Origin of the sequence: Botrimarina mediterranea, from assembly GCF_007753265.1 — a bacterium.
GTDB classification, from domain to species: domain Bacteria; phylum Planctomycetota; class Planctomycetia; order Pirellulales; family Lacipirellulaceae; genus Botrimarina; species Botrimarina mediterranea.
The window spans coordinates 2277770-2300603 of the sequence record NZ_CP036349.1; the positions used below are offsets into that span (position 1 = coordinate 2277770).

At 61.1% G+C, this 22834-nt stretch carries 16 protein-coding genes; all 16 read left to right on the forward strand.

Annotated elements, in window-relative coordinates; all coding sequences use genetic code 11:
* Positions 1 to 114 precede the first annotated feature (114 nt).
* The 16 genes from Spa11_RS09185 (at position 115) to Spa11_RS23600 (ending at position 21989) form a co-directional block, all read left to right on the forward strand.
* Complete coding sequence (locus tag Spa11_RS09185) at positions 115 to 810, forward strand: heavy-metal-associated domain-containing protein (protein ID WP_145111129.1); 696 nt, start codon at positions 115 to 117, stop codon at positions 808 to 810.
* The gene (locus Spa11_RS09190) at positions 807 to 1331 is read left to right on the forward strand and encodes an AbrB/MazE/SpoVT family DNA-binding domain-containing protein (RefSeq protein ID WP_145111133.1); all 525 of its coding nucleotides are present in this window, start codon (positions 807 to 809) and stop codon (positions 1329 to 1331) included. The genes Spa11_RS09185 and Spa11_RS09190 overlap by 4 nt, the downstream gene beginning before the upstream one ends.
* Before the next feature lie 37 nt (positions 1332 to 1368).
* A complete protein-coding gene (locus Spa11_RS09195; protein WP_145111135.1) occupies positions 1369 to 2538 on the forward strand; it encodes an ABC transporter permease in 1170 nt (389 codons plus the stop codon).
* A gap of 31 nt (positions 2539 to 2569) precedes the next feature.
* A complete protein-coding gene (locus tag Spa11_RS09200; RefSeq protein WP_145111138.1) occupies positions 2570 to 4204 on the forward strand; it encodes an HlyD family efflux transporter periplasmic adaptor subunit in 1635 nt (544 codons plus the stop codon).
* Between the two features lie 10 nt (positions 4205 to 4214).
* A complete protein-coding gene (locus Spa11_RS09205) occupies positions 4215 to 4925 on the forward strand; it encodes an ABC transporter ATP-binding protein (protein ID WP_145111141.1) in 711 nt (236 codons plus the stop codon).
* A gap of 2 nt (positions 4926 to 4927) precedes the next feature.
* On the forward strand, positions 4928 to 6070 hold the full coding sequence (locus Spa11_RS09210) for an ABC transporter permease (protein ID WP_145111144.1): 1143 nt from the start codon (positions 4928 to 4930) through the stop codon (positions 6068 to 6070).
* Positions 6071 to 6165: 95 nt separating this feature from the next.
* Positions 6166 to 7566, forward strand: a complete 1401-nt coding sequence (locus tag Spa11_RS09215) for a TolC family protein (protein WP_197529857.1) — start codon at positions 6166 to 6168, stop codon at positions 7564 to 7566.
* 765 nt (positions 7567 to 8331) lie between these two features.
* Complete coding sequence (locus Spa11_RS09220) at positions 8332 to 9723, forward strand: efflux RND transporter periplasmic adaptor subunit (protein ID WP_197529858.1); 1392 nt, start codon at positions 8332 to 8334, stop codon at positions 9721 to 9723.
* Positions 9724 to 9741: 18 nt separating this feature from the next.
* Positions 9742 to 12918, forward strand: a complete 3177-nt coding sequence (locus Spa11_RS09225; protein WP_145111152.1) for an efflux RND transporter permease subunit — start codon at positions 9742 to 9744, stop codon at positions 12916 to 12918.
* Positions 12919 to 13000: 82 nt separating this feature from the next.
* Positions 13001 to 13519, forward strand: a complete 519-nt coding sequence (locus Spa11_RS09230) for a hypothetical protein (protein WP_145111155.1) — start codon at positions 13001 to 13003, stop codon at positions 13517 to 13519.
* A 122-nt stretch (positions 13520 to 13641) separates the two neighbouring features.
* A complete protein-coding gene (locus Spa11_RS09235; RefSeq protein WP_145111158.1) occupies positions 13642 to 15105 on the forward strand; it encodes a trypsin-like peptidase domain-containing protein in 1464 nt (487 codons plus the stop codon).
* A 76-nt stretch (positions 15106 to 15181) separates the two neighbouring features.
* Positions 15182 to 17632, forward strand: coding sequence for a heavy metal translocating P-type ATPase (locus Spa11_RS09240; RefSeq protein WP_145111161.1), 2451 nt, complete (start codon positions 15182 to 15184; stop codon positions 17630 to 17632).
* Between the two features lie 214 nt (positions 17633 to 17846).
* Entirely contained in the window at positions 17847 to 18530 is a 684-nt protein-coding gene (locus Spa11_RS23595; RefSeq protein WP_145111164.1) for an ATP-binding cassette domain-containing protein, read from the forward strand.
* 69 nt (positions 18531 to 18599) lie between these two features.
* Positions 18600 to 19688, forward strand: coding sequence for a bestrophin family protein (locus tag Spa11_RS09250; RefSeq protein ID WP_145111167.1), 1089 nt, complete (start codon positions 18600 to 18602; stop codon positions 19686 to 19688).
* Between the two features lie 798 nt (positions 19689 to 20486).
* Positions 20487 to 20975, forward strand: coding sequence for a hypothetical protein (locus Spa11_RS09255; protein ID WP_145111170.1), 489 nt, complete (start codon positions 20487 to 20489; stop codon positions 20973 to 20975).
* Between the two features lie 390 nt (positions 20976 to 21365).
* A complete protein-coding gene (locus tag Spa11_RS23600) occupies positions 21366 to 21989 on the forward strand; it encodes a methyltransferase family protein (RefSeq protein WP_197529859.1) in 624 nt (207 codons plus the stop codon).
* The last annotated feature ends 845 nt before the right edge of the window (positions 21990 to 22834 follow it).

Here is a 22834-nt window from a genome sequence, read left to right on the forward strand (position 1 = left end):
GCGACCCGTGTTGCTCAGGCTCACCCAGGTTCCGTTACACGCTGGCAGCCTGCGCGCGGTTGCGCGGTACACAGCGGTAGCAGTCAGGTAGCACCCCAAGTGCAAGGAAGAGGTATGCGCACAGCAATATCGAGGCTGATTGTCTTCACGCTCGTCTACGCATCCGCGTCGGCGACAGCTCCCGCCCAGTCGCCGAACCCGCACGCGGCCGACGCCCAGGTCCAAGTCGCGGCTCCAGAGATGTGCTGCAAGGGCTGCGCTCAGAAGGTGTCCGGACAGCTCTACACACTGAAAGGAGTCAGGTCGGTAGAGGTGGATATCCCGGCGCGCACCGTGACGGTGACGCTGCCGACCCCAAGCGCCTCGACGCTGGGGAGGGTCTGGCAAGCCACCGAGCAAGGAGACGGGGGCCCGACGGAGTTGAGCACCGCGACCGCCGCGTATCGGTTGGTTCGACCCGAGAGTGAGCACGAGCTGCGCGCCGTCCAGCAGATGGGCTCAACGCAGCACGTCGTGGTCGACAACCTCCACTGCAACGGATGCGCTCAGAAGATCGCCTCCCAGCTATATGCCCTGAGGGGAGTCAGTAAGGTGAGCGTCGACATGCAGCGTGAGACCTTGATTGTCGAGACGAACGCGAGAGAGCCGGTCTCTCCATGGCTCGTCGTCGAGGCGGTATTGGCAGCGAATGAACGCCCCGTCGCGGTTCGTGGCAACTACGGCGCTCTGTCGATTTCCTGGGCGGTCGAAGCCGCTCCGAAGCCCAGCCATCAAGCCCAACAACCTGTACTTGGAGGATTCCAGAGATGAGGTGGACTTTCCTAGCACTGATCGCGGTCGCGCCGGCTTTGCCTTCACTGACAGGTTGTGGCAGCGCCCCGGCCGCCGAGGCAACCGCACCTTCTGGCATAAAGGGGAGTGACTTCCTGCTCAGCGAAGAGCCCGACGGCGCCGTGGGCGTGATCGCTGCACGCGAGGCGGCCGAGGACGGCGTTCCCCTGGTGCTGGTCGGTCGTGTGGGCGGCTCGGCCAACCCGTGGATCGAGGGCCGCGCCGCCTTCATGGTGCTCGACGCTTCGATGAGCGTCGTCGCCGAAGGGGAGGAATCGGCCGAGGGCGAGCTCTGCACGGGCGACTGCTGCGCCACCGAACGCCTGGCTTGTACGACGCTGGTGAAGGTCGTGGACGCCAGCGGGCAAGTGGTTCCGGTCGATACACGGAAGTTGCTCGGATTGAAGGAGTCCGACATGGTCGTCGTCGAGGGCACGGCCAAGAAGGACAAGAGCGGCAACTTCTCGATGCTGGTCAACCACGTCTTTATTCGCAACTAAGGGCGTCCGCCGCGCCCGCCACCGGGAGACCATCGCCTTGCTCGTAACAAAGCTACTTCCGTGGGACTACGGCGTGCGGAACTTGCTCCGACGCCCTTCCCGCAGCGTGCTCACATTTGGAGGACTGACGATCGTCGTGTTGCTGGTGCTCGTGGTGGTCGGGTTCATACGCGGCCTGGAGAAGTCTCTAGCCGCGACCGGCAACCCCAACGTGGTGCTCGTCTACTCACTGTCGTCAGCCGCGGACGTTGAGAACTCGTCGATCCCCGGCAGCACCGCTTCGTTGCTGTCGGCGAGTGTGGACGGGGTCCGTGTGGCCAACGGCGTCGAGTACGTCTCGCCGGAGTTGTATCTCGCCACGCGGATCACCGCGCCCGGCATGAAGGAGCCAGGCATGGGGTTGGTCAGGGGGGTCACGACGAGAGCGCCCCTCGTACGCGACCGCGTGCAGATCGTGGAGGGCGACTGGCCGCAGGCGGGTGAAGTTTTGGTGGGGCGGCTTGCCCACTCGAAGCTGGGCGCTAACGAAGAGGACCTGGCGATTGGTAGTGAGGTCTCGTTCGACGGCCGGTCGTGGACCGTTAGCGGGCGGTTTACAGCGGCGGGGTCGGCGTTCGAGTCGGAGGTGTGGGCGCCGCTGGCGGACCTTCAGACGACCCTCAAGCGCCAAGACCTCAGCTTAGTCGCTGTTGGGATGGATTCGCCCCAGCAGGCCGCCGACGTCGACATGTTCTGCCGAGAACGGGTCGATCTGGAGCTGAGGGCCGTTTCGGAGAGCGCGTACTACGCCGCGTTGCAGAAGCACTACAAGCCGGTTCGCATGCTGGGCTGGGTTGTAGTCGCCCTGGTGGCCGGTTCCGGGGTGTTCGCGGGTTTGAACACGATGTACGGCGCTGTGGTCGGCCGCGTGCGAGAGCTGGCGACCCTGCAAGCGATGGGCTACCGACGCCGAGCGATCCTGCTCACGCTAGTGCAGGAAGCAACCCTGCTCGCCTGCGCCGCCGCCCTCGCGGCGTGCGTTCTAGGGCTCTTGCTGGTCGACGGCGCCGCGGTGCGGTTCACGATGGGCGCGTTCATGCTGCGGGTCGACAGCGTCGGTGTTGCGGTCGCTTGCGCGGTCGCAGCGTTGCTGGGAGTCGTGGGGGCCCTCCCCCCGGCGGCGAAGGCGATGCGACTTCCGGTCGTCGAAGCGATCAAAGCAATCTAGAGGCGTTAGGGAACGATCAGACGGAGACCCGATGTCAGAACAATCACTACAACTCGATCTCAGCCAGCTGGCCGTCGATCGCGGCGGCGCGAAGGCGGCTCGACTGAAGACGAGACGCCCGTGGCTAACGCGTTACGTTGTGCCGCTGGCGATCATTACAGGCTTCATTGGGTTATTCGGCTGGGCGGCTCGTGAGAGTTTCCTCCCGGCGCAGGCCGTCACCGTCACGCCAGTGGTTGTCACCAAGGCGGAGGTCAAGCAGGAAGGCGCCCCACTGTTCCAAGCCGCCGGTTGGGTCGAGCCGCGCCCAACCCCCGTGCTGGCCTCTTCGCTCGCCCCGGGCGTCATCCGCGAGTTGCACGTCGTCGAGGGCCAGCGGGTGAAGGAGGGCGAGCCCGTGGCGACGCTGATCGACACCGACGCAAAGCTCGCCCTGGCGGAGGCGGAGGCTCGTCTCGAGATGCAGAAGGGCGAGCTAGCCCGCGCGGAAGCCGCGCTGGTGGCCGCTCAAACCAACCTCGAGAGGCCCGTTGTCTTGCAAGCGGCGCTAGCCGATGCCGACGCGTTGCTCGCCCAGACGAGGCGGGAGCTTGAGAACCTCCCCTTCGCCATCGAGGCGTCAGAGACGCGACGGTCACTGGCCGCCGAGAACTTTCGGCGCAAAGAATCGGCCGGCGAGGCGGTCACGGGGCGGGTGCTGAGAGAGGCCCGCGCCGAGCTGGCGACGGCCAACAACGCAGTTGAAACCCTTGTCGCCAAGCGACCGACGCTCGAGTCACAGCTGGAGTCCCTGCAACGCAAGAGGGCCGCGATCGCCGATCAACTGTCCTTGCTTACCGAGGAGAAGCGGGCGGTGGCCGATGCGAAAGCGATGCTGACCATCATCCACTCCCGCGTCGAACAGAGTCGCCTTGCGGTGGAGGCGGCGCAGCTGCAGCTCGACCGGATGACAGTGCGGTCGCCCATTGACGGCTGCGTTCTAAGCCTGGAGGCACGACCCGGTCAGTGGCTCTCGGGGATGGGCATGTCCTCGCAGCAGGCGTCGAACGCCGTTGTGGGGCTCTACGACCCGCAGCGTCTACAGGTGCGGGTCGATGTAAGACTCGAGGATGTTCCCCTGGTGCAGGTCGGCCAGCCGACGCAGATCGCGACCGCGGCGTTACGCGACCCCATTGCGGGCGAGGTCATCTCGGTCACCACGCAAGCGGACATCCAGAAGAACACGCTGCAGGTCAAGGTGGCTGTGCAGGACCCGCCCTTGCTGATCAAACCAGAAATGCTCGCGAAAGTCACGTTCGTGGCTCCTCCCTCGCCGGTCGCAACAGAGGGGCCGAGGGATTCGCCGCTTCGGATGTTTGTTCCCCAGTCCCTCGTCGGCTCCGCGGAGGGCACAGCCACGGTTTGGGTCGCGAACCTGACCACCGGTCTGGCCGAACGGAGGACCATCGAGGTCGGGCGTGGGGCTACCGAGGGAGGGTTGGTGGAGGTCGTCAGCGGGCTCGTGCCCACGGACAAGCTGGTTGTCGGTGGTCGAGACTCATTGTCCGACGGCATGCGTGTGAAGGTGACCGGAGAAGACCGGTCCCCGGGTGCCCGGTGGTCGCCGCCCGGCAGCGGCTCTGCGAAAACTGCGCAAGTGGCTGATACAAACGGCTATTCGAAGTAGGAGGTACCGTATGTCCCTAGTGGAAGTGACAAATGTCACGAAAGAGTACGCCAACGGCGAAGATACAATCCGTCCGCTGGACGGCGTCAGCCTGACGGTCGAGCAAGGCGACTACGTGTCTCTGATGGGCGCGAGCGGCTCGGGTAAGAGCACGCTGCTGAACCTGATTGCCGGCATCGATCAGGCGACCTCGGGCGAGATCAGCGTGGCGGGCATTGACATCACGAAGTTGTCGCGAGGTAAGCTGGCCGACTGGCGGGCGGCGCACATCGGCTACGTGTTCCAGACGCACAACCTCATCCCGGTGTTGACGGCGTACGAGAATGTAGAGTTGCCGCTGCTGTTGTTGCCGATGTCGGCGTCAGAGCGGCGCAAGCGCGTCGAAATCGCCTTGGAGGCCGTCGACCTCACGTCGCGCGCCACCCACTACCCGCGTCAGATGTCGGGCGGGCAGGAGCAACGAGTCGGCATCGCCCGGGCGATCGTAGCAAACCCGACGGTTGTCGTCGCCGACGAGCCAACCGGCAGCCTCGACGACGAAACCACCGAGCAGATTCTCCAACTGCTCGGACGCGTCAACGACGAGCTCGGGATGACGCTGCTGATGGTAACACACGACGCCGACGCGGGTGCGCGGGCAAAGCGTCGGATCCGCCTAGAGCGAGGCCGGCTGCTGGAAAACGGGAAGGAGACGAGATCCACTCACCTGAGGACGGCCTAGTAATGTTTAGATTCGTTCCCTACGTGCTGAAGAGCCTCTGGCGGCACCGTGCGCGTACGCTGCTAACGGTGAGCGGCACGACGGTCGCGTTACTGGTGTTCTGCTTCATTGGCTCGGTGCAACAGGGCCTGCTGGCGCTCACCAACGACGCCAGCGCCGACCGTACGCTGATCGTCTTCCAGGAGAACCGGTTCTGCCCGCAAAGTAGCCGCTTGCCGCAGGACTACAGCGACGTGATCGCCAAGACCCCCGGGGTGCGCGAGGTGGTGCCGATTAAGGTCTTCACCAACAACTGCCGGGCAAGCCTCGACGCGATCGTCTTCCAAGGGATGCCACCCGAGAAGCTCTCGACGGCCAGGGACCTTTCGCTTGCCTCGGGGAGCATGCTGGAGTTCACCCAGCAAGACGACGGAGCGCTTGTGGGAGCGGACGTCGCGGCACGTCGGGGGTTGGCCGAGGGGGACAAGTTCACCATCGGTGACGTTTCGGTCGTCGTGAAGGGCGTCTTTCGGTCGTCCGTCGCCGCCGAAAACAACCTCATCTACACACACCTGGAGTTCCTGCAACGGGCCCGCGGCGCAAACGACGTAGGCACGGTTACGCAACTTGAGGTCCACCTCACCGACGGGATCGACCCGGATGAGACGGCCGCAAAGATCGACCAAGCGTTCCGCTCCGGCCCGGTGTCGACGACGACACGGACGAAGGGCATGTTCCAGGCCGACACGCTCGGCGACCTGGCCGAGCTGATTGGGTTTGTTCATTGGCTTGGATACGCCTGCGTCGGCCTCGTGCTATCACTTGTTGCGACGACAACCGTCATGTCGGTCCAGGACCGCATCAAAGAGCACGCGGTGCTGCAGACACTCGGTTTGAGACCACTGCGTGTATTTCGCCTCGTGCTGATTGAAAGCGTCGTGCTCAGCACCTTGGGCGGCGTCCTCGGGGTTGCCGGGAGCGTGCTGGTGCTCTCATCGACGGGAATGTCCGTCGCCGCCGAAGGGGTGACAATCGCGTTCGAGCCCTCTGCAACTCTCGCGGTTCAAGGGGTTGCTGTTTCTATCGTCGTGGGCATCCTCGCTGGCTTTGCGCCCGGCTGGCACGCCGCTCGGGCCGAAATTGTCCCCGCGTTGCGGCAAGCCTAATAGGACACGGTGGCCGCAGGGTCTTGGCGGCGCCGATAACAGAGGTAAGGAGGTCAAGTATGACCAGTCGCCTAATAGCCAGATCGATCTCGACCATGCTGCTGGTTACAGCCGGCTGCGCATCCGGGCCTCGCGATTTCGCACGGGGACCCCAGTTCTCCCCACCGCGCGGCGACTCCGAGCGAGTTGTCACCACGGCATATCAAGAGGAGGGCGACGCGCAGGTAGAGGGCGACAACGTCGATCTCGCGTTGCCACCGAGCCTGGAGGGAGACGCCGCAGCGGCGGAAGAGCTGTCTGCGCCTGCGCCGCTGGCGGAGGGCGAGGGGCTTAGTCTCGAGACCCTTGAGCAGATGTCCTTGTCCAACAACCCAGCCGTCTCCCAGTCTTCGGCGCGCCTACGCGCCCTACGGGGGAAATGGGTCCAGGCCGGGCTCCCTCCCAACCCGACCGCCGGCTATACCGCGGGTGAAGTTGGCAATGATGGACGCGGGGGGCAGCAAGGTGGTTACGTCGGGCAAACATTCATTACTGCGGGCAAGTTGAAGCGCGATCGAGCGGTCGTCGCCGCCGAGATCACACGGGCCGAGCAGCAGCTCGTGGCGACGCAGCGACGCGTGCTAACCGACACTCGGCATGCGTACTACCAAGCGCTGCTCGCGCAGCGTCGCGTCGAGCTAGCCATGGATTTGTTGCAGGTATCAACCGATGCGGCCGACGCTTCGAAATCGCTCGTTGATGCGGAGGAGATCCCGGTAGCGGGATTACTACAAACCCAGATCAGGCAAGAAAACTCGCACGTATTCTTGCAAACGGCTAGGAACGCTCAGGAACAGGCCTGGCGCCGTCTCTCAGCTGTGGTTGGCGGCCCACAGTTGCCGCAACAGGACCTCGAAGGAGACGTCACCAGACTGCCTACAGAACTGAACTGGCAGGAACAGCTCGCAAGGCTGCAAGCTGAGAGCCCAGAGATCGCCAGCGCCCTGGCGGAGATGGAGCGAGCTCGGCGCGCCCTCAATCGGGCGAGCGTCGAGGCTGTGCCCGACATTAGCACCCAGATCAGCGTGCAGTATGACGCCGCATCGGAGTACACGATCGCGGGTGTGCAGGTTGGCATGCCGATCCCGCTATGGAACCGAAACCAGGGGGGGATCCGCCAGGCTCAATCGGAAGTCACCGCGGCCGAGAGGAACATCCAAAGAGTCGAGCAGGATCTAAGTCAACGCCTGGCGGACGCCTTCCGCAGCTACGCGGACGCTCAGGTCACCACAGCGAAATACAGCGCCGACATTCTGCCCCGCTCGCAGAGAACACTCGACCTGGTCCGGAAGGGATACGAGCAGGGGGAAGTGGGCTACCTCGACTTGCTAGCCGCCCAGCAAACGTACTCACAGGCGAACCTCGCCTACTTGGACGCACTGGGGGAGCTTTGGCAGAGCTACCTACTAATCGACGGGCTGATGCTGGACGGGAGTCTTGCCAACGCCCCCCTGTGACTTCGAGTGACGTTAGGCTGCAGTGGCAAGCCGCAATTGCCCCATATTAAAACACGACGTATACTTCAAAATCTGTTATCCGGCCCATTATTCGGCCATCATTCCTGCGGTCCGCCGCCTCTCTACTGAGCTTAGCATTCGTCACGTTGTCGCTATCGCCGTCTTGATGCACGCCTTGATGGGATGTTGTGCTCACCATAGGCATGCCGCAGATTCATCGTGCGATCAGGGCTGCCTTCACGCGAGTTCTGCTGAAGATGGGGCGGCCGCTCACACTCACACTCATGCTCTCGACGACGGTGTCTGCTCAACCGAAGAGAAGGACCCGACCAGAACCACGGGGGGTGAGGGACGGCACGATTCCGACGTCCCTCGCGATGGGTGCGACGGAGAGCAGTGCAATTGGCTGCCCTCCGAGGCGGGGTTAGAGCTTGCCGACGTGCCTCAGCCCGGGCTCAACGCTTGGGTGGCGACCTCCGACTTCTTGATCGACTTGAGAGTCCGGCAATGCCATCTTGAATGGCGATTCGCCAATTGTGGGCCCCCACCGTTACCGGTGCGCACGCACCTCGCCAAGAGCGTGCTTCTTATCTGAGCCCCCTCTACGGGTTCAATGTAGCGGGCGTTTGCCTGCTTCGTACCACGGGTTCTCGGCGCACAACCCTCGTCAGGTTGTCCGACCGCCGAGGAGAACAGCCCGACCAATGCACCTGTCTGCCCGGCGCGCATGCGCCGCTGCGTAGCAGTGCTTCCTGGAGCGCAGTGATGTCGACAAGAAACCACACAAAGCTATGGCTGTATGCCGTCATTGCTGTTGCGGCTTTGGCGGCAGGAGCGGCGGCCATGTGGACCAAGGACGCCTGGATTTCGCGGCTGAACCCCGTGGAACAAGTGGGTGAAGGCCCTGCGGGATCGCCCGCAGAAGAGTCCCACGAGGGCCATAACCACGATCATGCCGGGCACAGCGAAGCGTCGTCGATCGAGCTGAGCCCGAGTGGGCTTGAGAACATCGGATTCGAGCCGTTCACCGTCGAGCCGTGCGCGTATGCGCGTCGTCTGAACGTTCCGTCCGTGGTGGTCGAAGTGCCGGGCAGGTCGCAGGTCCACATCACGGCGCCCCTGACCGGGGTAATCGAGGAAGTTTTCGTCTCGCAGGGGGAGGCCGTCGAGGCCGGGCAGAAGTTGTTCCGCATGCGACTCACCCACGAAGAACTCGTCTCGGCGCAGCGTGAATTCCTCGAAACGCTCTCCAAGCTCGGAGTAGCTGCGCGAGAACTTACACGACTTAGCGCACTCGATAAGGGCGTCGTAGCTGGCAAGCGGATACTCGAACAAGAGTACGAGCAAGACCGGCTACAAGTAGCGCTCGACGCTTCTCGCCAAGCCATGCTGCTGCACGGACTCACCGAAGAGCAAGTCGAAGAGGTCCGTCGCTCCGGGCGGATGTTCCGGGAGATCGTGGTTCGGGCGCCCGCCCATTCGGCGACGGACAAGTCCTGCGAGTCACCCCATCTTTTTACCGTGCAGAACCTCGGCGTCGCGCTGGGGGAGCATGTCAACCTTGGGCGTGAGCTTGCGTTGCTCAGCGACCACTGCGAGCTTCTGATCGAGGCGTTGGCCTTCGAAGACGACGCCGCTTCGATCCGACACGCCGCAGAGGCGGGTCTCCCCGTGGAGGCGAAGCAGCTTGGTCGGACCTCCTCGGGCGACCAACCCACCGGCCTTGAAATCCTCTACGTCGCTGGGGGGATCGACCTGGAGTCCCGGGCCTTCAAGGTCTACGTCCGGCTGCCGAACCGAATCGCCCTGGACAAGACCGGTCCCCGCGGGGCGAGGTTCCTCGAATGGGCGTTCAAGCCCGGCCAGAGAATGGAACTCAGCATCCCGGTGGAGACTTGGGAGAACCAGATTGTTGTGCCGACTACGGCGGTGGTCGACGAGGGCGCTGAAGCCTATGTCTACCGCCAGAACGGCGACCACTTCGAGCGCGTGCCGGTCCACATCCGCTACCGCGATCAGAACGCGGTGGTGATCGCCAACGACGGGGCGGTGTTCAGTGGTGACGTCATCGCTGGCGATGGCGCCTACCAGATGCACCTCGCGCTCAAGAACAAGTCGGGCGGCGCGATCGACCCCCACGCAGGCCACAACCACTGATCGGGAAGGACTACACCCGTGCTCAACGCGATTATCAGATTCTCGCTCCACAACCGGGCGCTCGTCGCCGCGCTGGCGATGTTCCTGGTGGGGTACGGAGCCTGGCAAGCCTCACGGCTGACAATCGATGTCTTCCCCAACCTCAACCGCCCACGGGTCGTGGTCATGGCCGAGGCGCCAGGTATGGCTCCGGAAGAGGTTGAAACGCTCGTCACTTTCCCAATCGAAACCGTGCTCAACGGTGCGACGGGAGTACAGGCCGTCCGCACGTCATCCGGCATCGGGCTGTCAGTTATCTACGCCGAGTTTGATTGGGGAACCGACATCTACAACGACCGGCAGATCGTCGCCGAGCGACTGGCGCTCGCTAACGACAGGCTACCGCCTAACGTGAAGCCCCAGCTCATGCCCATCTCTTCGATTATGGGCCAAATCATGATACTCGGGATGACCGCCGAGGGAGACACGAGCCCGCTTGAGCTCCGCACCCTGGCGGACTGGGTGGTCCGGCAGCGGCTCCTGACGATCGAGGGCGTCTCCCAGGTCATCGTGATGGGGGGGGATCGGAAGCAGTTTCAGGTGTTGGTCAACCCCGACCTCATGCTGCGGTACGGCGTGACGCTCCACGAGGTGAAGCGTGCGCTTCAAGAGAGCAACCAGAACACCGCTGGCGGCTACCTCGATGAGCAGGGCCCCAACGAGTTTTTGGTCCGGTCGCTCGGACGCGTTAGGACGGTTGAGCAGATCGGGGGCGTGGTCGTCAAACACCGGGACAACCAATCCGTCACGTTGTCTCAGGTGGCCGACGTTGTCGAAGGCCCGCAGGTCAAGCGGGGAGACAGCGCGGCGTTCCAACGCGACGAGGCCGACCAGATGACCGGCGGGCCGGCTGTCGTCCTGACCATCCTCAAGCAGCCCCAGGCGGACACCCGGGTCGTCACGGACAAAGTAACCGAGGCGCTAGCGGAGATGGCTCCGTCGCTGCCCAGCGACGTCCGGGTCCTGCCCGGGCTTTACCAACAGAAGGAGTTCATCGATCTGGCCATTGAGAATGTTTTTGAGGCGCTCCGCGATGGCGGCATCCTGGTCGTGGTCATCCTATTCCTATTTTTGATGAACCTCCGGACCACTCTGATCACTCTCACCGCGATCCCCCTGTCTATCGCCATTACGGCGATCGTTTTTGCTGCGTTCGGCCTCTCGGTCAACACGATGACTCTCGGCGGCCTGGCGGTCGCTATCGGTGAACTTGTCGATGACGCGATCGTCGACGTCGAGAACATCTTCCGTCGTCTGCGTGAAAACCGGACTTCGCCATCGCCGAAGAACCCGCTCTTGGTGGTGTTTCAGGCGAGCGTCGAGATCCGCAACTCGATCGTCTACGGCACATTGATTGTCGTGCTCGTGTTCGTACCGCTCTTCGCGCTCACAGGGATGGAGGGCCAGCTGTTCCGCCCAATGGGTGTTTCTTACATCGTCTCGCTCGTTTCGTCTCTGCTGGTCTCCCTGACAGTCACCCCGGTCCTTAGCTACTGGCTGCTCCGCGGCGGGAGGGATGCCGCAGAGGAGAAAGACGGGCTGGTGCTCAGGGGGCTCAAGGCCGTCGCCGACGTCGTCATCCGGGCCAGCCTGCGTCTCTCTTGGCTGGTTCTGGTCCTAGCCGTAGCGGCGGCTTCGGTCGCAGGCTGGGCGATGTTTCGCTTGGAGAGCGACTTCTTGCCGCCGTTCAATGAAGGGGCGGTGCAGATAAACGTGCTCTTGCCTCCGGGGACATCGCTCGCGACGTCGAACCAAGTCGCGACGAAAGTGGAGGAGCGGCTCGCCGATTTCGATGACCTCAAGACGTTTGTACGTAAAACGGGGCGTGCGGAATTAGACGAGCACGCCGAAGGCGTGAATGTCACGGAAGTGATCGCAACGGTGAGGCCCGACTCAGAGCGGTCGCGAGAGGAGGTCATCGAAGAGGTGAGCGAAGCGCTAGCGGAGATTCCAGGAATCGTTGTCTCCGTCGAGCAGCCCCTGGCGCACCTAATTTCACACATGCTGTCCGGAGTCAAGGCCCAGGTCGCGATCAAGCTATACGGAGACGACTTGGACGAGCTGCGCCGGCAGGCCGAAGGCGTACGCGCCGCCATATCCGGCGTCGATGGCGTCCGCGACCTCCAAGTTGAGCAGCAGGTCATTATCCCGCAACTCCGCATCGAGGCGGACGGCGAGCGGCTGAAGATGTTCGGCCTGCGGCGTGCGGACGTTAACGAGTTTGTCGAGACTGCGATGCAGGGAGAGGTAGTCTCCGAAGTGCTCGACGGCCAACGCACGTTCGACTTGCTGGTGAGGCTAGGCGAAGACTCGCGGGAAGACGTCGAAGCGTTGAGGCGGCTGCGGATCGAGTTGCCACAGGGCGGCACGGTCAAGCTCGAGGATGTGGCCCGCATCTACAAGGCCGCGGGCCCCAACACTATCAACCGCGAGCAGGTGCGCCGCCGGATCGTTGTGCAGTGCAATGTCTCGGGACGAGGCCTTGTCGATGTGGTGGGGGATATCCAGCGGGAGCTGCGTCCCATCGTTGCGGAGCTGCCGACTGGTTACTTCATCGAGTACGGGGGGCAGTTCCAGAGCCAGAAGTCGGCGTCGCGGATGATCGCGGTCCTGTTCGGTGTCTCGCTCGTCGCAATGTTTCTAGTGCTCTACAAGCTTTTCCACTCCGCCAACCTGGCCCTACAGGTCATGGTGGCCCTTCCGATGGCCTTCATCGGCAGCGTCGCCTCGCTCTACCTAACCGGCCAGACGCTCACCATCGCCAGTATGGTGGGGTTCATATCGCTGTGCGGTATTGCGTCTCGCAACGGGATCCTGTTGATCAATCACTACCTGCACCTGGTGAAATACGAGGGCGAGTCGTGGTCCCGGGATATGGTGGTGCGGGCCGGCAAAGACCGGCTTGCGCCGGTCCTCATGACCGCCCTCACGTCGGGCATCGGCCTAATCCCGCTGGCCCTATCGGCGGGCGATCCGGGAAAGGAGATCCTTTATCCCGTCGCGACCGTCATCATCGGCGGGTTGGTCACGAGCACGCTGCTGGAGTTCTTAGTACGGCCGGCGTTGTTCTGGTCGCTGGGCGTCCGAGCGGCGGAGCGGGTCGTACAAGTCGGCCAGCGGCAAGTCGTGTTAGCGGTTGAGGAAGAAGAGAACTGAGAGAGAGCCGCCCCTTCAAAGGGTGAGTCCGCGAATCGAACCCCCCTGCTGTTTTCAAAAGTTGTTTTTAAAGGAAGTCAACATGAAGATCTGCTCCCAAATATCGGCACAGGCTGCGTACTTAGTACTCGCCTTCTCCGTATCGATTAGCGGGTGCGGCCAAGGCACGAGCGACGAGAGTTCGCCGCAAGCCGCCGCCTCGGGCGATTCACACGAGCACCCGAAGGAAGGCCCGCATCACGGGGCTCTTATCGAGCTTGGCGAAGAGGAGTACCACGCCGAACTAGTGCACGACGAGCACGCCGGGACGGTCACGGTGTACCTCCTGGACGCAGCTGGAAAAGTGGCCGTACCTACCGACGCCGCCGAGCTGACGATCAACCTAAGCCACGACGGGCAATCCGAGCAGTTCGGCCTGCCCGCCAGTCCCGACGCCGGCGATCCCCCCGGGCAATCGTCGCGTTTCGCCTCTGGCGACCCCGACCTTGCCGAAGAACTCGATCACGAGCACGCCGACGCGCAACTCGTCGTGACGATCGGCGGCAAGCAGTTTCGGGGCGTGGTGGCTCATGACCACGACCACGACGATCACGACCACTGACACGTTGCGTTGGATGCAACCACAAATGCCTCGGGGAAGGCGTGGCAGCGAAGGCCTAGCTTCCACGGTTTTCCGCAGCCGCCATTTCTACGCCAAAGACCTCAGGAAACGGAGCGTCAGGGATGAATAGAACGACAATAGAAGAGCTTCTCAGGTCTCTCACGGTGGCGGCCGTGGCCGCGTCGCTCTTGCTGCAACGAGCAACCGCGGAAGAGCCTGCCCGTACTGCCAAGGAGAGCGAGGTCTCTCACGCCAGGGGCTTCTCCCGGGAGATCCGTCGCGCCGCAGAGGGGGTCACGCAATCGGTAGTGTTGGTCGAGACCCTGAGGGGGCCGCGTGAAACTCCCCAGTGGCGGAACCTTTCACATCATGGAGAACGCCCGGACGGCCAGTCCTCGTCCCCGCCGTTCGAGCCGTCATCGGCGCCCCGCGACGAGCGTGGTTCTGGGGTCATCATCGATGGATCGGGGGTGGTCCTCACTTGCCATCACGTCGTGGCGCGGGCAGATGTCGTTTTCGTCACACTTCCGGACGGGCGTCGCTATGAGCCGCTTGAGATCCGCTCGGACCCCGACCGCGACGTAGCGGTTCTCTTGCTTCCTGTGAACACTGATTTACCGGTGGCAAAGCTGGGCGACTCCGATGGGGTGGAGGTGGGAGACTGGGTGGTCTCCGTCGGGAATCCCTACGGCCTGGAGAGGTCGGTTAGTGTAGGGACAGTCGCTGCGCCTAGGCGGAACACTCCCCTGAACGCCGTCCCGTTGATCCAGAGCGACGCCTCATCGAACCCCGGCAGTTCTGGAGGAGCGCTAGCCAATTTACAAGGAGAAGTCGTGGGAATGCTCTCGGGCAGCATCGGTGTCGATGACGGCTTTCAAGGCGTTGGGTTGGCAATCCCTATCAAGGAAGCACAGCAAGCCGCGGACTATCTGATGAAGGAGGGATCGCGTGAACATTTCGATCTGGGATGTGACTTGCAGCCTATCTCGCCCCTCCAAGCAAGCCACCTCAACCTCCCTAAGGCGGGCGGCTTCTACGTGCTCTACGTGGGGGAGGGCACACCGGCTTCGGAGGCCGGCCTACGGGTGGGTGACTTTATAACGCGCGTAGACGGTCAGCCTATCGATGCGGGCTCGCCTCCACGACAAGTTGTCGAAGGGGTCCTGCCCGGACAGTCGCGCCAGCTGACCGTCTATCGACAGGGACGACACGAAGACTTGCGGGTGCCCATGAACTCTCCACCGACGGCAAGCGACGCCAAGCGGCTGGAGCGAAGAGGTCGCGCGTCCCTCCAAGGTTTTTGTGAGCTCCTAGGTATGAGCGTCGGCCCGCTGACGCCCGGCACGGCGAGGCTGTTGGGCTACCCGCCCACGACCACCGGGGCGCTCATCACTGAAGTGGAGCTTCGCGGAGTCGCTTACAAGGACGGGATCGCCGCTGGGATGCTAGTTGTCCGCGTCAATGACCACGACATTGAGAACCCGGATGACTTCCACCGAACAACCAAGGACCTGCCGCCCGAAAAGCCCGTTCTTATGCTTATCGCATCTCCTGACAGACGCTACCTGACTGTGCTGGAGCTGTGACGGGGCTGCGGGACCGCTCCTTCGGTCCTTGCTTCAAGAGACACGATAGGACGATAAGTCACGCAGGAGACGGACGATGCTAGAGAAGGCCCGGGTCCAGATTCAATTTGCACTGCCGTACGTTCCTGACGACCACGATGCGTGCGTCAGCCGGCTGGTCGAATTGTTAGAAGCCAAGAGGGGAGTGTCCTCCAGCCATGTTGTCGATTCGCCCGATGGAGCAGGCGGGGAACTCTGCATCCACTACGACCCCCGCGTGCTGTCGCTTGCCGAGGTACGTGAATTCGCTAATCGGGCTGGGATGCAACTTGGAGAGCGTTTCGGCCATCTTTACCGGCAGTTGAAGCCAATGCACACGCGGCGAGCAAGCGCAATCGAATCGCGATTGCTGCGCATTGAGGGTGTACTAGAGGCCGCTGTGACCGCGGAAGGCGCTTTGCGTGTCGAGTTCGATCGACAGATCACCGAAGCCCCCGAGATCTTGCAAGCTCTTGCCGGTTGGTCGGACACGCATACCGCCACGGTTAGGAGACGAGACGGTGAGGCCGACGGCGACGCACACAACCACTCGGAGCACGGCCACGATCACAGCGGCCCTTTTGGGCAACAATCCGAGCTGGTGTTCGCGACACTCTGCGGCTTCTTTTTGCTGATTGGCTGGCAGCTTGAGAATACTACGACCGTGGCGGGATGGGTTTCGGTCAGCACACTGACCGTAGCCTACTTCTTCGGTGGCTTCTTCACCGTGCGGGAAGCCATCGAGAAGATCCGCGCCGGCCGATTCGAAATCGATTTCTTGATGTTGATCGCCGCCGCCGGCGCGGCCGTCCTGGGCGCCTGGGCCGAGGGCGCCTTGCTGCTCTTCCTGTTCAGCCTCGGGCACGCGCTGGAGGGGTACGCCATGGGGCGCGCCAAGCGAGCGATCGAGGCGCTAGCCGAAATCGCCCCAAAAACGGCGCGCGTCCGCCGTGACGGGATCGAGTCGGAAGTCCAGGTGGAGGAGCTGGTTGTCGGAGACACGGTCGTCGTTAAGCCCGACGAACGCCTGCCCGCAGACGGCTTTGTCGTGGCGGGCGAGTCGAGCATCAACCAAGCCCCGATCACTGGCGAGAGTGTGCCCGTCGACAAGCGACCTGTTGCTGACAAGCAGAGAGCTGCGGCCGATCCGGAGTCGTTGCCTCCAGAGCACCGTGTGTTCGCGGGCACCATCAATCAGTCTGGCGCTCTCGAAGTCCGGGTTACAAAGGTCGCCGCGGAGAACACGCTCTCTCGTGTCGTGGAGATGGTCAGTGAGGCTGAGACCCGCGTTTCGCCAACCCAGAGGTTTACAAAGCGGTTCGAGAAGTACTTTGTGCCTTCGGTGGGCGCCTTGGTCCTGCTCTTGATGCTCGCACCACTGGTGCTGAGTGAAAGCTTCAGCGAATCGTTCTACCGGGCGATGGCGGTGCTGGTGGCCGCTAGCCCGTGCGCTCTCGCTATCGCTACCCCTAGTGCCGTGCTCAGCGGTGTAGCGAGAGCCGCCCGTGGCGGTGTCTTGGTTAAAGGTGGCGGCCCGCTAGAAAGCCTTGGCGGACTCGCCTCGATCGCCTTCGACAAGACAGGCACCCTAACCGAGGGGGAACCCAAGGTGACCGACGTCTGCCCCGTCGAAGGCGTGGAAGAGGCCGAGCTCTTGCGGACCGCTGTCGCGGTGGAGAAGCTGAGCAAGCACCCACTAGCCCGGGCCGTGGTCCGGGATGGGCGCTCCAGGATCGGTGAGTCAGCTATCCCCGACGCCACCGGGTTGCGGAGCATAACGGGGCGAGGCGTCCAGGCGGACATCGAGGGCGACGCCGTCCATATCGGCAAGGACGACCTGTTTGCCGAGGTCGGAGGGCCGCCGGTTCCAGACGCGGTACTTCGGTCGGTCGAGTCGCTCGAGAGGGAGGGCCGTACAACCATGGTCGTTCGGCGTGGCGACCGCTACCTAGGCGTAGTCGGCTTGATGGACACGCCTCGCGAGGCGTCGAAGCGGACCCTCGCACGGCTGCGGGCACTGGGCATAGAGCGGATGGTCATGCTTTCTGGAGACAACCAACAAGTCGCAGATGCGATTGCGAGGGAGGTCGGAATCGACGAAGCACGAGGGGACCTCATGCCGGATGACAAGGTCGCCGAGGTCAAGAAGTTACGCAGCGAAGGGGGCGTAGCTATGGTGGGAGACGGGGTCAACGACGCTCCCGCCATGGCTTCGGCATCGGTCGGCATCGCCATGGGGGCGGCCGGCAGTGACGTCGCGCTCGAAACCGCTGATGTCGCCTTGATGGCCGACAACCTGGACCACCTACCGCTAGCGATTGGACTTAGCCGAGCCACGCGCAAAATCATCCGTCAGAACCTCTGGATGAGCCTTGGCATGGTTGCTTTCCTCGTGCCCGCAACAGTTGTAGGTCTCAATATCGGACCGGCGGTCGCATTGCACGAGGGGAGCACGCTCGTCGTGGTCGTGAATGCGCTGCGGTTGCTAGCGTACCAGCCCAAGAGCTGAACTCGGAACAGCACCCTGCTGCTACCCATTCATTTACTCCCAATAGCTACCGCAAGCAATTGTGGAATACGCCTCGCGTAAGACAAAAAACGCCCACTGAGAATCATACTTGTACCTGTCCCGCGGGGTGGACGCAGCACGGACGCCTTCACCTCACCTAGCTGCGACTAATTGGTTAATTACCATTGCGCCACCATCCCACGGAGACGCTCTTATGCATCAAATACATTTCCTCACACAGGCCTTCGAGCAATCTGGCTCATTGACTTGCGAGCTTGTAGGGTTGAGTCTCGATATCGCCTCCAATGAATTCGTGGCCATCCTTGAGCCTAGCGGCACACCAACTACGCTCCTGTTTTCGATCCTGGGTGGGGGTTGCGCGCCGACTGCGGGACGAGTCGTGATCGAAGGTGTATCTCTGTACGACGTACCTCACCATAGGCTGCAGCATATTCGCATGACGCAGATTGGACGCTTCTCTCACACGATGGGCCTACGTGGAAGCATCTCGGCATGCCGCAGCGTGGAGGCCCCCTTAATCCCACTAGGCATACACGCATGGGAACGCAGGGCCCTCGCGATAGAGGCGCTGCAGCAAGTTGGAATCTCTTATCACACAGACCACCTAAACTGCGAGCTAAGCTCGGTGCAAAAAATGCAAGTTGGATTGGCCCGAGCAATCGTGCATAAGCCGCGTCTGCTACTTGTTGAAGTTCCGCACAATGCACTGCCCCCGGATGTACGGCGACAAATGCTCCGCATACTAGGCGATCTCCACAAGAAGGGTCACACTGTGGTGATTGTTACCGACAATAGCTCAACTGCAGCAGTCGCGCAGCGGGCGGTCTCGCCGATTAAACGCCCCAGGCGTGATTTCTTTAGGAGAGCTGCGGCGTAGTTTCGTACCCTAGAGCGATGCTCAGGTGCATGTCCGAGGCAGTTGATACTGACGAGAGTCAGGAAAGAGATGTATACCCGAAAAACTCTCCCACTTCGTCGCATCCTGCTGTGGACACGGTGGCACCTCGCTTTATTCACTGCATTAGCTTTTGTGCCCGTCGCTCTGTACGACATCCTTGGGTGCAAGTGGCTTCATGTGCCATGGCTGCCCATTAGCCTCGTGGGCACAGCAGTTGCTTTCATTGTCGGCTTCAAGAACAACGCCTCATACGATCGCATGTGGGAAGCCCGTAAGATTTGGGGCGGAATTGTGAATGCATCCCGCTCCTTCACTGTCATGGTCAAGGATTTTGTCAGGCATGATGATATCCCGGGCGACAAATTGCTTGACTTGCATCGCGAGCTTGTTTACCGCCACGTCGGTTGGCTCACCGCACTGAGGTATCAGTTGCGTACAGTTCGCCCCTGGGAAAACAAGCGAGCCTCACCTGGCAACCGCAGATTCCATGGAATGCCCTTCCGTCTGCATGAATCCGAGATTCCAATGGAGTGCGCTGTTGCCAAATATATACCGACGGATGAACTGGGAGAAATCTTCTCTAAAGCCAATCAAGCGACTCAGATTCTTGGTATACAGTCTCGGCGTTTACGCGAGCTTCGAAAGGCCGGTCTGCTCGGGGCATACGAGCATGTGGAGATAGAGCGTATGGTTGTCGAGTTGTACGCACTGCAAGGGAAATCCGAGCGTATCAAAAACTTCCCATACCCCCGTCAGTTTGCAACTTTAAATTACGTGTTCGTCTGGCTATTCATACTTCTTCTCCCGTACGGCGTCATGGAGGAGTTTGAAAGGGTAGGTGACCATATTATTGCGGAACACTTAAGCGATAACGCATCGACGGGTGCCCTTGATGCATTTGTGCAATTTGCAGGGTCTCGCTTTGTATGGCTTACGATTCCGTTCAGCGCAGTGATCACGTGGGTGTTCTATGCACTGGAGATCGTCGGGGAGCTTTCAGAGAATCCATTCGAGGGTGGGCCAAACGATGTGCCGATTACAGACTTGTCGCGCAGCATTGAGATTGACATTTGCCAGTTGGTTGACTGCACGGACATCCCGGAGAAGATACTATGGGAAAGCGGCGTTGTTCTTTAGAGGGGGGGATCGTATCGGACGGCAGAGGCCCACTTGGGTTGGGTTGGTTCTCGCAGGCAACCTTGCCGAGAGATTTAATTTGGATTCACGCGTGCAAATCTTATGAGCTTCTGCCTTACCAGGCGACTTCCTGCCTCCAGTCATCCTAGTACCGCGATAGGAAGTGTATAAAGTACCGGGCTTGACAGCCCGACTTATTGAGTGAAGGATATTGACATGCATATGGCAGCCAGAATCATCCTGATCGTGACGGTGTTGCACCCACAGCTTGCCGTTGACTGCCATTGCGTTCACGGGGGCGCGTCGGAACAGGCTAGCGCCGGGTGCCGTCACGTCGATGCATTCCCTGGGCATCCGGCTAGGCACCCAGGGCATGGCGGCCTCGATGATGCCATCCATGACCACGGGCCGCCGACCTCTAGTCCTTGCAGGCCGTGCGACGGATGCCCGGAGTGTCAAGCGGTAGGTCCGCTATGCCTCCCGGCCAGAGCAAGCTTGCAGGACGATCTTGATTGCGCGTGTATCGTGAGGACGCTACTGTTTGGCTGGGCTTATGCTTCGCAGAACCTTCTAATCCCTTGCCAACCATCTGCAGTGTGGGGTGGTCCGCAGTCACTTCTGGATCGCGGCACGCTCTTGCGCATTTGAAGCGGTTTCCGGGCTCTCTGCCCCAGGGCGTCTTCTGGAGGCGCCTACGTGTAAGCTATTTGCCCCGTCAAGTGACGGAGGTGGTTGCTAGGCTTCGCTAGTAACGGCCGTGGCAGCATTATCTCATACTCGATGCACCGGAGGAACGGTATGCGTCTAATGATTTCCGCTGCGCTGTATGCAGGCTTAGTTGCATGTTACCCACTGGCTACGTCAGCCGCCCCAGCGCTGCACGACGGCCAGAGCCATGAAGCTCATGACCACGCGGAGAAGGGCCCGCATGGTGGAACGATTTTCGCGATGGGTGATGAGGACTATCACATAGAGTTGGTTCTCGACGAAAAAAGAGGTCAAGTTACGATCGTGCTACTCGATAGCGCTGCTAAGCAATTGGTCGCAATCGAAGAGCCGCATATGCTCGTGAACGTCCGTAGTGATGGGCAGCCACAGCAGTTCAAGTTGGTTCCACTATATCCTGAGGGGCAAAGTGGTGGACCTGCGGCCATGTACGCAATAGTGAGCCCGGAATTGATGCAAGCCATTCACTCACATAATGCGGTTGTGAGGGTTGTCGTCAAGATTGCAGGCAAGGCCTACTCGGCGTCGCTCCATCATGATCATGGTGGGCACAGCCATTGATAGTTACACGCCTTCGTGCATGCCAGGCGAGGGGCGGCCCTTCGCCTGGCATGCGCTGCAGGCTGTGGAGTTAAGTGACTCTGCGAGCATAAGGCGTCCGGATGTGATTTGGACGCGACTCTTTGGGTAGACCTAGCTCGTGAAACTACCCATACACGGCGGTATGCTGAGCCCAGCAAAGGCTGTGCATATCACGCCATAGTTCCGAGCAATGCTCTTATTCAAGAAGCTGGTGGCGGCACCACTCAGCTCCACTTTAAATCCATTCTTTTTAAGATGCTTCATGAAACAATGGCGTCACAGGGGCGCTGGCTTTTTCGATGGCGGAGCTATCTCCCATTTGTCGCTATTGCGCCATTTGCGTACGACTTGCAATTCTATAGATGGCCGATGTCTAGCCATAGTCTGCAGGTGTTGTGGGAGTGTGTGTGCATTGCGATTGCGTCCGGCGGCCTAGCCGTGCGTTGCTATGTTGCTGGCCACGCGCCGCATGGCACGTCAGGACGCAATACAAGAGGCCAGCAAGCAGAGTGTCTAAACACAACAGGGCTATACTCAATAACCAGGAACCCACTGTATCTCGGTAACTATTTTATGTGGCTAGGGATTGTATTGCTCTGCCCGGCGCTATGTTACATCTTGGCGTTCACTCTCGCGTTTTGGCTCTATTATGAGCGGATAGTGCTGGCTGAAGAGGAGTTCTTGCTGGACAGATTTGACGACATCTATCGCGAATGGGCGGGGCGGACGCCTGCTTTCTGGCCGGATTATCGCAGATGGGTCTCGCCAGGTCTGCCCTTCTCTATCAAAGCGATGCTTCGTAGGGAGTACACTGGAATTTTAGGGATTGGTTGCGGCTGGACGGTTGTGCACACCTATGCGCACTGGGTGGTGGAGAGGCGATTCGTTATTGAGTTGCGACTTATTCTAGTGTGCTTGGCTAGCTTAAGTGTGTACGTGATGCTGCGAGCGATTAAGAAGCATACCGGAATGCTAGAGGCCCCCGGACGCTAGCTGCCTGTGTCGCTACTGAAGGCTGTCTGTGATTAAGGAACGCCCCAAGGTGCTTCATCCCTAGGTCGAACTGGTGCGTCACACCCGTAGATCCTTTGCGCTGCACTGGAGGCAGACTGAGCGATTCTTGTGTAGACTAAGGCTAAAGTGTGGCCTATTGTATTAAGCCGACTTTGTGTGCGAGGCATTCATCGCCACTTATGCATACAAGCAATCGAAGTGACGGATCGCGATCCTATGAAGGCAGACGCTCCACCGACGGTCGTGCTTCTAGCACTGTGGTTGCAGCTGTCTGGCGACTGTCTTTGATCGCTGTCAGAAGTGTGGGTGCGTGTGGAACTGGTTTCACCATCGCATGAGGAGCCGCACTCGTGTGCCGTACGTGTTCCGGGTGCCTTTTACACAATCACACCGATCAGCCCGATCCGCACCCCGTCCCTCCAGCGCCTGTGCCGTACGATGGTTGCCCAGATTGCGACACGTCTGTCTCTGCCTGTTCTTCTAGAGAGAATGATCTCACTTACGGTGTGAATAGTGGGGCGGGTGCTAGGTTCTGCTGCCCAACTGCACCAACGTCGCGTGCTCATATCAGTCTGATCATCCGTGGGCTAATGCGATGGCGAACCTGCAGTTTCTTTTGGTCTCGGCGGGCGTCTTGCTACGTATATGAATTGCTGCCAGCTAGGGGATCGCTTACTCCTGTGGCCTTGGTTCCTTATCCGGCGGGAATTACCTCATCGTCTTCAGCGAAGCGTGGCAGAGGCAGCTTGTGCTATTTGCCGCATCACAATCCAGAGGAGAGCCATGCTTGCCTGAACTGCTGAGCCTGCTGTAGATGCCCGTTG

Bases quoted from the DNA above. Each gene is read 5' to 3' on its own strand.
- Spa11_RS09185 (WP_145111129.1), top strand. From the start codon at position 115: ATGCGCACAGCAATATCGAGGCTGATTGTCTTCACGCTCGTCTACGCA.
- Spa11_RS09190 (WP_145111133.1), top strand. From the start codon at position 807: ATGAGGTGGACTTTCCTAGCACTGATCGCGGTCGCGCCGGCTTTGCCT.
- Spa11_RS09200 (WP_145111138.1), top strand. From the start codon at position 2,570: ATGTCAGAACAATCACTACAACTCGATCTCAGCCAGCTGGCCGTCGAT.
- Spa11_RS09205 (WP_145111141.1), top strand. From the start codon at position 4,215: ATGTCCCTAGTGGAAGTGACAAATGTCACGAAAGAGTACGCCAACGGC.
- Spa11_RS09210 (WP_145111144.1), top strand. From the start codon at position 4,928: ATGTTTAGATTCGTTCCCTACGTGCTGAAGAGCCTCTGGCGGCACCGT.
- Spa11_RS09215 (WP_197529857.1), top strand. From the start codon at position 6,166: ATGCTGCTGGTTACAGCCGGCTGCGCATCCGGGCCTCGCGATTTCGCA.
- Spa11_RS09220 (WP_197529858.1), top strand. From the start codon at position 8,332: ATGTCGACAAGAAACCACACAAAGCTATGGCTGTATGCCGTCATTGCT.
- Spa11_RS09230 (WP_145111155.1), top strand. From the start codon at position 13,001: ATGAAGATCTGCTCCCAAATATCGGCACAGGCTGCGTACTTAGTACTC.
- Spa11_RS09235 (WP_145111158.1), top strand. From the start codon at position 13,642: ATGAATAGAACGACAATAGAAGAGCTTCTCAGGTCTCTCACGGTGGCG.
- Spa11_RS09240 (WP_145111161.1), top strand. From the start codon at position 15,182: ATGCTAGAGAAGGCCCGGGTCCAGATTCAATTTGCACTGCCGTACGTT.
- Spa11_RS23595 (WP_145111164.1), top strand. From the start codon at position 17,847: ATGCATCAAATACATTTCCTCACACAGGCCTTCGAGCAATCTGGCTCA.
- Spa11_RS09250 (WP_145111167.1), top strand. From the start codon at position 18,600: ATGTATACCCGAAAAACTCTCCCACTTCGTCGCATCCTGCTGTGGACA.
- Spa11_RS09255 (WP_145111170.1), top strand. From the start codon at position 20,487: ATGCGTCTAATGATTTCCGCTGCGCTGTATGCAGGCTTAGTTGCATGT.
- Spa11_RS23600 (WP_197529859.1), top strand. From the start codon at position 21,366: ATGTCTAGCCATAGTCTGCAGGTGTTGTGGGAGTGTGTGTGCATTGCG.